Below are 9935 nucleotides of genomic sequence, written 5' to 3'. Positions count from 1 at the left end.
GGTTTCAGGTTTCAGGTTTCAGGTTTCAGGTTTCAGGTTTCAGGTTTCAGGTTTCAGGTTTCAGGTTTCAGGTTTCAGGTTTCAGGTTTCAGGTTTCAGGTTTCAGGTTTCAGGTTTCAGGTTTCAGCACATAAAAAAAATCCATTTGTAAATACAAATGGATTTTTTTTTATGTGTGGTTGTCTTAAGCACAACGTTCCAACAACCTGAAACTTTATTTTATTCTTTCGAAGCTAAATAACGCTCCGCATCCAATGCAGCCATACACCCGGTTCCGGCAGCAGTAATTGCCTGACGGTACACATGATCTGCAGCATCTCCCGCTACAAAGACACCTGCTACATTTGTATTAGAAGTTCCCGGAGTATTTACGATATAACCTGTTTCATCAAGTGTAATATAATCTGCAAAAATATCGGTATTGGGTTTGTGGCCAATGGCTACGAAAAATCCTGTTGCAGGAATTTCAACAACTTCAGCAGTGGTTTTATTCAATGCTTTTATGGCATGTACCACATTTCCATCTCCTAATACTTCAACAGTATCGTGGTTCATTAAGATTTCAATATTTTCGGTTTTGCGAACGCGTTCTTCCATGATTTTAGAAGCCCTGAATTTTTCGCTTCTCACCAACATCGTTACTTTTTTACAAAGTTTAGATAAGTAATGTGCCTCCTCGCAAGCAGAATCTCCTGCTCCCACAATTACAACTTCCTGATTACGGTAGAAAAAACCATCACAAACAGCACAAGCAGAAACTCCTCCACCCATTTGCAAATAATGTTGTTCTGACGGTAATCCTAAATATTTAGCAGATGCTCCTGTAGAAATAATAACTGTTTCACAGTGCAATTCGATGCTATCGTTAATCCAAACTTTATGAATATCTCCTGAAAAATCAACTTTTGTTGCCCAACCATCACGAATATCTGCTCCAAAACGTTTTGCTTGTTCTTGCAGCTGAATCATCATTTCCGGTCCTGTTACACCATCAACATAACCAGGAAAATTTTCTACTTCATTAGTTGTAGTCAATTGTCCGCCTGGCTGCATTCCCTGATATAAAACCGGATTCATGTTTGCTCTGGCAGCATAAATAGCCGCAGTATAACCTGCTGGACCAGAACCAATAATTAGGCATTTAATTTTTTCGATTGTATCTGACATAATGTATATAGTTTTAAGAGTCGCAAAGGTAAACTTTATTATAAAAAATTGCACTCAAAACAAATCCTAAATAACTATCTCAAAATAAGTTTTATTTATTTTGAGATTTTTCTTTTGTAAATAGAATTTATTACTATATTTGCATCCGCTTACGGGGTGTAGCGTAGCCCGGTTATCGCGCCTGCTTTGGGAGCAGGAGGCCGCAGGTTCGAATCCTGCCACCCCGACAAAAGTCTTTTCATTTATTTGAAAAGACTTTTTTTTTGCCCTTTAAGTAAATACGTCTTTATTTTTTGAATAGATCCGGCAATTAAACCCATTGGTTTTAATCTCATTTCAAATATAGCCCGCGATTTCAACCGTGGGGATACCAATTACCATACTATATTGTACTCCAATGGTTAAAAGCATAGGCAATGTTTTTTTATTCAGGTTATATCATTTATCATAAGGAACCAGCTGACGAAATTCAAAATGAGCTACTTTAACAATTCAATCCTTGATAATTTAGCCGACAAAGAAATTAAAAAGCTTTACGAGCATTTACTGCAAGCTGAAAAAGATAAAAACGAGTATTTAGAATGTATTAAACAAAAAATAACCTTTGTAAAACATATAAATTTAAGAAGCTTTTTGAACCTTCTTTTTTTTTGTAAAATCTAAAAAAACTACTCTAACATTTTACAACCTGAGTACAACTCAAAAACACATTTTTAGATCAGAGTAAAAGATTTAAATAGAAAGAATTAAAACAAAAGGCCGACTCAGGATTTAAACACTTTTTTCTGATCAAACTGCAGATTTGTTCTTTTTACTGTAAAAATGAAAACAAAATAGAACGAAATTTCCCTACTATTTTTGCCGATAATAAAAATATAATCCTAAAAAACACGCACCATACAACGATTAACCGAAGTTTCTTAAATGTTAACAAAATAGATTTTCAGAAACCATAAATAATTGTATTTTTACGGTTCAAAATTCAGAAAATAAATGGGCAAAATCATTGCGATTGCTAATCAAAAAGGAGGCGTTGGAAAGACTACTACATCGGTAAATCTTGCGGCCTCATTGGGTGTTTTAGAAAAAAAAGTATTATTGATTGATGCTGATCCTCAAGCAAATGCCACATCTGGCCTTGGGATTGATGTAGAATCTGTTGAGATTGGTACCTACCAAATACTTGAACATAGCCATACACCAAAACAAACCATTGTAAAATGTTCAGCTCCAAATGTTGATGTGATCCCTGCTCACATTGATCTTGTTGCCATCGAAATCGAATTGGTTGATAAAGAAAACAGAGAATATATGCTTAAAAAAGCATTAGAGAGTGTAAAAGACGAGTATGATTTCATCATTATCGACTGTGCTCCTTCTCTTGGCTTATTAACCCTGAATGCTTTAACAGCAGCTGACTCAGTAGTAATTCCTATTCAATGCGAGTATTTTGCACTTGAAGGATTAGGAAAATTACTGAACACCATAAAAAGTATTCAAAAAATACACAACCCTGATCTTGATATCGAAGGATTATTACTAACCATGTACGATTCGAGATTACGTTTATCCAATCAGGTTGTCGAAGAGGTTCAAAAACACTTTAACGATATGGTTTTTGATACCGTTATTCAGCGAAATGTAAAATTAAGCGAAGCCCCTAGTTTTGGTGAAAGTATCATTAATTATGACGCAACAAGCAAAGGAGCCGTTAATTACATTCATTTAGCGCAAGAAATTATAAAGAAAAACAGCAAATAGTTTTTATGACAAAAGCAATTAAAAAACAAGCCTTAGGAAGAGGATTATCAGCATTATTAAAAGATCCCGAAAACGACATTACATCAGTAGAAGACAAAAATGCTGACAAAGTTGTTGGAAATATTATTGAGCTTGAAATAAGTGCTATAGAAATAAATCCGTTTCAGCCTAGAAGCAATTTTAATGAAGAATCGTTACGCGAATTAGCCACCTCTATTAAAGAACTTGGTGTAATTCAACCTATTACTGTTCGAAAATTAGACTTCAATAAATACCAGTTAATTTCAGGGGAACGCCGTTTGCGTGCTTCAACTTTAGTGGGCTTAACACATGTCCCTGCCTACATTCGTATTGCTAATGATAATGAATCATTGGTAATGGCTTTGGTAGAGAACATCCAGCGTCATGACTTAGACCCAATCGAGATCGCACTTTCATACCAGCGTTTAATTGACGAAATTCAATTAACACAAGAGCAAATGAGTGAACGCGTTGGAAAAAAACGTTCTACCATTGCCAATTATTTACGTCTTTTAAAACTGGACCCGATTATCCAAACGGGTATTCGTGATGGTTTTATTAGTATGGGCCACGGCAGAGCTATTATCAACATTGAGGACTTAGACGTTCAAACAGATATTTACCAAAAAATAGTTAGTCAAAACTTATCGGTTCGTGAGACTGAAACTTTAGTAAAAAATTATCACGAAAGCTTAAAACCAAAAGCCGAAGGAGAAGAAAAAATAAAAACCGACTCTTCGTTTATGGTTAGAGAAACTCAAAAAAACACTTTCAATGATTATTTTGGTTCGAAAGTTGATATAAAAGTCGCCAATAACGGAAAAGGAAAAATTACAATTCCTTTTAATTCTGAAGCTGATTTTAACAGAATTATAAAATTAATAAACGGATAGTGAATAAGATTGTCCCCATAAGCCTATTGTTCTTTCTCATAGGAACCGTTTCTCTTTTTGCCCAGGTAAAAAAAGACACGGTTTTGGTTGTTAAAGACACTAGCAAAATAGAAGAAATAGATCCGCTTACACCTGCAAAAGCGGCATTTTACTCTGCCATTCTGCCCGGTTTAGGCCAGGCATATAATAAAAAATACTGGAAAATTCCGTTAGTTTACGGAGCAATTGGTACAAGTTTATACTTTTATATCGATAACAATAAAAAATACCACGATTATCGTGATGCCTACAAACGAAGACTTGAAGGCTATAACGATGACAACTATAAGTTTTTAGATGAAAGCAGACTTATTGCAGGTCAGAAATTCTACCAGCGAAACAGGGACTTATCCGCTTTTTTTATCGTAGGCTTTTACGTTTTAAACATTATCGATGCCAATGTTGATGCTGCTTTAATTCAATTTAACGTAAGCGAAAGATTATCAATGCGTCCGGAAGTCTATCCCGCTGATGTAACATTTAAACCAAACGTTGGACTAACCTTTAACTATCGTTTTTAAATAGTTTTATTGCTATTTAAAATTCTCAAATACATATAATAATGAAAATTGCGCTTTTAGGATACGGAAAAATGGGTAAAGTAATTGAACGAATTGCTTTAGAAAGAGGACATGAAATTGTTTTAAAGAAAGACGAATTCAATACTTACGACGGACTTTCAACAGCTGATGTTGCAATAGACTTTAGTGTTCCAACCGCAGCAGTAAGCAACATTTCGAGTTGTTTTAACAATAATGTTCCTGTAGTATCCGGAACAACAGGATGGTTAGAACATTTTGATGAAATGGTAACACTTTGCAATGAAAAACAAGGTGGCTTTATATCAAGTTCAAACTTTAGCTTAGGCGTTAATATTTTCTTTGAGCTAAACGAATATTTGGCCAAAATCATGTCACAATTTGATTCGTACAAAGTGACAATGGAAGAAATTCATCATACCCAAAAATTAGATGCCCCAAGCGGAACAGCTATTTCATTAGCAAAAGGAGTTATTGAAAACAGCAATTACGCCAATTGGACTTTAGATCAGGCCAAAACAAACGAAATTCATATTGAAGCAAAAAGAATTGGAGATGTTCCGGGTACACACACCGTAACTTACGACTCTGTTGTAGACAGCATCGAATTAAAACATACCGCCCACAACCGCGAAGGTTTCGCGCTTGGAGCTGTTATTGCTGCTGAATGGCTGGCTGGAAAAACAGGTATTTACAGCATGAAGGATGTTTTAAACTTAAAATAAACAGATTGAAACTTTAAGGTCAGAACAAAAAAAGCCTTAAACGTCAAACTTTAAACAAAATATTATGACACTATATCTTTGGTTTGTATTTTTCTTAGCGGTACAGGTAATTCACTTTCTGGGAACCTGGAAATTGTATCAGACAGCCGGAAGAAAAACCTGGGAAGCTGCAATTCCGGTTTATAATGCAATAGTTTTAATGAAAATAATTGGCCGGCCAACCTGGTGGACTATATTACTTTTTATTCCGATTATTAATTTAATTATGTTTCCGGTTGTTTGGGTAGAAACTTTAAGAACATTTGGCAAAAAATCGACTTTAGATACTTTACTTGGTATTTTTACTTTTGGATTTTACATCTATTATATCAATTATACACAAAAATTAGAGTATAATGCCAATAGAAGTTTAACGCCACAAAACAAAACTGCTGACACCATAAGTTCATTACTTTTTGCTATTATCGTAGCGACATTAGTACATACTTATGTTGTACAACCTTATACGATTCCAACTTCTTCATTAGAAAAATCGCTGTTAATTGGAGACTTTTTATTTGTTAGTAAAGTAAATTACGGCCCAAGAGTTCCGATGACTACAGTAGCATTACCAATGGTACATGATACGATACCATTTTTAAAAAGAAAATCGTATTTAAGCTGGCCACAACTACCATATTTAAGACTGCCTGCTTTAGAAAAAATAAAAAGATCCGATATCGTTGTTTTCAACTGGCCTGTAGATACGGTTCATTATTTTTATGAGCCAAAAGGAAGACCCGGCGTCATAAAGCCTATCGACAAAAAATCAAATTACGTAAAAAGATGTGTTGGTATTCCTGGCGACAGCCTATCCATTAGAGACGGATTCGTTTTCATTAACGGAAAGAAATTAGTACTGCCGGAAAGAGCAAAACCTCAATATTCGTATTCAGTAGCGTTAGACGGAAAAACACCTTTGGACATCGAATCTTTAATGAGAGAATTAGATATTACTGACGGTGCATATCTTAAAAACCCGGACAAAAGAGACACTATTTACTTTAGGGCATTAACAGAAGCAAGCGCAGAGCGTCTAAAAAACACGCCTGGAATTACTGCTGTAAAAAGAGAAATTGACAAAGGAAACGACAATGCAATTTTCCCTCATATCAACAAATGGAATCAGGATAATTTTGGTCCGATTTATATACCTGAAGCCGGAAAAACAGTAGCGCTTACGAATGAATCTTTACCCTTTTATAAAGAAATCATCACCAATTATGAAGGAAATACTTTAGAACTAAAAGGTTCTAAATTTATCATAAACGGTAAAGAAGCCAACACTTATACCTTCAAACAAAACTATTACTGGATGATGGGAGACAACCGTCACAATTCTGAAGATAGCCGTTATTGGGGTTACGTACCGGAAAACCATATTGTAGGAAAACCGGTTTTCATCTGGATGAGCTGGGATACCAATGGAAAAGGAATCAATAAAGTTCGTTGGGACAGAGTTTTCACGACTGTTGACGGAGAAGGACAACCACAATCCTACTTTAAATATTTCTTATTTATTCTTGCCGCTTATTTTATTGGCGAATATTTCTGGAGAAAAAGAAAAGAAAATAAAGCATAAAAAAAATAGTTATTTTTGTTTCAGGTTTCAGGTTTCAGGTTCTTTACGAGCGTGAAACCTGAAACCTGAACTTTTAACGTAAAACTTTACAAAATGAATTCCTTATTACTTCCTACCTATTTTCCGTCGATTAGTCACTTTGCAGTTATGGCTCAATCTGAAAATATAACTTTTGAAATGGAAGATAATTTTCAGAAACAGACCAATAGAAACCGTACCTATATCTATAGTCCAAACGGAATTCAGTTATTGAATATTCCTGTCAAACACTCCAAAACAGTTCATCAAAAGACAAAAGATGTGCTAATTGAGAATGAATTTGACTGGCAAAAACAGCACTTTAAATCCTTAGAAGCCGGATACAGAAGTTCGCCTTTTTTTGAGTTTTTTGAAGATGATATTCGTCCTGTTTTCGAAAAACAACATACTTTCCTGATGGATCTAAACTTAGAAGTTTTAGATATCTTAACAAGGTGTTTGCGAATGAAACTGGAATACAGCAAAACCACTGAATATTTTATGGAAGCAGAAAACATTTCTGATTTCAGAATTTTAGCAAACGGAAAAAAAGACACCAATTCGTTTGAAAAATACACTCAGGTTTTTGATGACAAACACGGATTTATCAATAATTTAAGCGTTTTGGATTTACTATTTAACGAAGGTAAATTTGCAATGGATTATTTGAAGACACAGAGAATATAAAAATTAGCGTCTCACATCATTATTATTGATATCCTGAGAATCTATTTTATCATTAAATTTTTTACCAAAATTATAAGTTAAAATCAGTAACAAATTTCTGGAATTATTTGTGGTTTCAACTTTTTGATAAAAATTACCATAACTACTTATATCCGTAAATCCACTAGCTGACTTTCCTAGTAAGTTCCTAGCGTATAAACTGATACCTATTTTATCCTTTAACACATTAGTATTTATGTTAAAATCCAGATAAGGTTTTGTTATTCTCTTTGACAAAAGTGAATAATTAGGACCGTCTTGTCTGCCTGAGAATGAAACTGAAATATTATCTTTAAAAAATTTAGCACTTAAATTAATATTGCCCCTAAAAGTATAACCACTATTTTTTTCAATTACCGCTTTCTCACTATTATCCCTGTATACATTATAGTCAAATCCAGAATTAATGCTAGTTATAACTTTCTTAAATAATTTTGTTTTTACCCCAGCATTAAAACCTAACGAATTATATGAAGCTGCATTATCAAGTGTTTGAATCAACAATTCCCCATCTTTTCTATAAACCTCTGTTATTGCATTATTAATAGATTCATTGTAAAATTTTAATGAGAGATTATCTGATTTAATTGACTTAATAAAAGTTAATGAATAATAATCTCTCAATTGCGGATCTAAATCTTCATTTCCTTGCTTGGCAAGTCCTGGATATATAACTACTATATTACTATTTAAATCACTAGCATCAGGGCGCAAAACTTTTCTGGAATAGCTAAGTTTAAGATCAAGTTTATTCTCAAAATGATATATTCCATTAAACGTAGGCAACAATAAATTATAGTTCTGATTTAATGTCACATTACCGTTACTGGTATTTTCAAATGTCAAAGCTATTTCCGTAGAAATCTTACTCGACCAATCGGTATCTAATTCTACTGAAGCATCCACAACTTTTTGATTGAGATAATATGTACTATCAAAAAAACTATAATTTCTATTAATAAATTTTAAATCAGCATACAAACTCATATTTTTACCTACAAAAACGATGTTTTCTGATTCTAAATCTAACTCCGCTGAAAACTCCTTGTTTTTAGATTGAATATCATAATATTTTAATCCCTGATATTCGTAATCAAACACATTAGTATCAACTTTTTTATAGATTGAATAGGCTCCTTTTACAAAAAAAGTCGTGTTTTTTTTTAATGAATGACTAAAAACTGAGCCTAAATTCATTTGACTATTTGCTTCTTTGCCCTTTTTAGTAAAAAGTTCAGCATTTTCATCATTTAACATTGAAAAACCTCTGGCAATACCTTTAAACTTATAACCAGAGAATCCATTCGTAAAGGTAATATTTGATTTCTCAGACAGTTTTACACCCACACGCGTATTAAAATTTTCTTGATTACTTTTTGTTTTTTTTACATTACTCTGATAAAAAACGCCTTCCTCATCATTTCTAACAGAATTAAAATCAACAATCTGATCATTATTCAAAAATCTAAAATTGGATCTTAGAGCAAATCTTCCCTTTTTATAAGTAAGAGCAGGATTTATAGACCAATAATCATTATTAGTTCCAACAGTAGCACCAAGGCTTCCCTTAATAAATTCTTCAGTTGTTTTTTTAGTTATAATATTAATTATAGCCCCAAAAAACTCAGAACCATAAAGAGTTGACGATGGATTTGAAATCACTTCAATTTTTTCAATATCAATTGCATCAATATTTTCAAGTTCATTGGACATTGCCTCTATTCCATCAATAAAAATTCTAGCATTAAGGACTCCATCAACAATCACCTTCTCATCGAATCTATTAAAATAAACATTTGGCACAGTACTTAAAACCTCTCCGGCTTTAGCATTTTTTAAAAAATCTTTTGAATTGATTTTGTATGTAGATTTGCGAGCTGTATTGACTATTTTTTTTTCAGATTTAATTATAACTTCGTTAAGTTCTTTTGCTTCTTCTTTCTCAAGATAAATGTTATTCTCTAATCTTAGATGTGGAATTCTATGATAATAAGTTTTATAGCCCGGCTTACTTACTATCAAAAACAGAGTATCATTATCTTTAGTATTTATATTAGAAAATCTATACACTCCTCGTTTATCACTAACTGCGAATTTCGAAATTGTACTACTTTTTAATTCGACAAGAACATCGATTAAAACCGAATCATCATATGAAATTTTCCCATAAACTTCTACACCGTTTTGAGAAAAGCAATTTATAACTACAAAGAAAAATACAATAGAAAATTTTAAGTTCATGAAGTAGTTTTATAAATTTAATAAAAATGTTTCCTGAAAAAATCCAGGAAACATTTACAATTAATGTATAATTAATCTTTTTTAGAATAATTAGTAAAACTATAATTTAAACATTCTTTGAATAATAAAACAAAAAAAGTATCAAACCTAATTGTCGTAATTTTTATTATTCTCGATACAATTA

Annotated in this window: 8 protein-coding genes and 1 tRNA gene; 7 read left to right on the top strand and 2 right to left on the bottom strand. The window is 32.9% G+C overall.

Annotated elements, in window-relative coordinates:
• Nucleotides 1–219: 219 nt before the first annotated feature.
• Nucleotides 220–1167 (bottom strand): thioredoxin-disulfide reductase, encoded by a 948-nt coding sequence (trxB, locus tag ACHRWY_RS25035; protein ID WP_395358294.1) that lies wholly within the window; start codon nt 1165–1167, stop codon nt 220–222.
• Nucleotides 1168–1319: 152 nt separating this feature from the next.
• Between trxB and ACHRWY_RS25030 the strand changes: the two genes are divergently transcribed.
• From ACHRWY_RS25030 to ACHRWY_RS25000, 7 genes are all read left to right on the top strand, one after another.
• Nucleotides 1320–1394, top strand: a tRNA-Pro gene (locus tag ACHRWY_RS25030).
• 766 nt (nt 1395–2160) lie between these two features.
• Entirely contained in the window at nt 2161–2928 is a 768-nt protein-coding gene (locus tag ACHRWY_RS25025) for a ParA family protein (protein ID WP_395358292.1), read from the top strand.
• 5 nt (nt 2929–2933) lie between these two features.
• Nucleotides 2934–3842: a ParB/RepB/Spo0J family partition protein gene (locus tag ACHRWY_RS25020; RefSeq protein ID WP_395358290.1), complete on the top strand. Its 909-nt coding sequence runs from the start codon at nt 2934–2936 to the stop codon at nt 3840–3842.
• Nucleotides 3842–4402: a DUF5683 domain-containing protein gene (locus ACHRWY_RS25015; protein ID WP_395358288.1), complete on the top strand. Its 561-nt coding sequence runs from the start codon at nt 3842–3844 to the stop codon at nt 4400–4402. The genes ACHRWY_RS25020 and ACHRWY_RS25015 overlap by 1 nt, the downstream gene beginning before the upstream one ends.
• Nucleotides 4403–4443: 41 nt before the next feature.
• Entirely contained in the window at nt 4444–5145 is a 702-nt protein-coding gene (dapB, locus tag ACHRWY_RS25010; RefSeq protein WP_395358286.1) for a 4-hydroxy-tetrahydrodipicolinate reductase, read from the top strand.
• 64 nt (nt 5146–5209) lie between these two features.
• Entirely contained in the window at nt 5210–6766 is a 1557-nt protein-coding gene (lepB, locus tag ACHRWY_RS25005) for a signal peptidase I (protein WP_395358284.1), read from the top strand.
• A 93-nt stretch (nt 6767–6859) separates the two neighbouring features.
• Nucleotides 6860–7471 (top strand): WbqC family protein, encoded by a 612-nt coding sequence (locus tag ACHRWY_RS25000; protein ID WP_395358282.1) that lies wholly within the window; start codon nt 6860–6862, stop codon nt 7469–7471.
• A 3-nt stretch (nt 7472–7474) separates the two neighbouring features.
• Here the strand turns inward: ACHRWY_RS25000 and ACHRWY_RS24995 are convergent, their stop codons facing one another.
• Entirely contained in the window at nt 7475–9751 is a 2277-nt protein-coding gene (locus tag ACHRWY_RS24995) for a TonB-dependent receptor plug domain-containing protein (RefSeq protein ID WP_395358280.1), read from the bottom strand.
• Nucleotides 9752–9935 lie beyond the last annotated feature (184 nt).

The organism is Flavobacterium sp. FlaQc-48 (assembly GCF_044007335.1).
Classification (GTDB): domain Bacteria; phylum Bacteroidota; class Bacteroidia; order Flavobacteriales; family Flavobacteriaceae; genus Flavobacterium.
This window is presented reverse-complemented; position numbering and strand designations above follow the sequence as displayed.

Excerpts from the sequence above, each read along its gene's own strand:
- trxB (WP_395358294.1), bottom strand. The coding sequence starts at position 1,167 with ATGTCAGATACAATCGAAAAAATTAAATGCCTAATTATTGGTTCTGGT.
- ACHRWY_RS25025 (WP_395358292.1), top strand. The coding sequence starts at position 2,161 with ATGGGCAAAATCATTGCGATTGCTAATCAAAAAGGAGGCGTTGGAAAG.
- ACHRWY_RS25020 (WP_395358290.1), top strand. The coding sequence starts at position 2,934 with ATGACAAAAGCAATTAAAAAACAAGCCTTAGGAAGAGGATTATCAGCA.
- dapB (WP_395358286.1), top strand. The coding sequence starts at position 4,444 with ATGAAAATTGCGCTTTTAGGATACGGAAAAATGGGTAAAGTAATTGAA.
- lepB (WP_395358284.1), top strand. The coding sequence starts at position 5,210 with ATGACACTATATCTTTGGTTTGTATTTTTCTTAGCGGTACAGGTAATT.
- ACHRWY_RS25000 (WP_395358282.1), top strand. The coding sequence starts at position 6,860 with ATGAATTCCTTATTACTTCCTACCTATTTTCCGTCGATTAGTCACTTT.
- ACHRWY_RS24995 (WP_395358280.1), bottom strand. The coding sequence starts at position 9,751 with ATGAACTTAAAATTTTCTATTGTATTTTTCTTTGTAGTTATAAATTGC.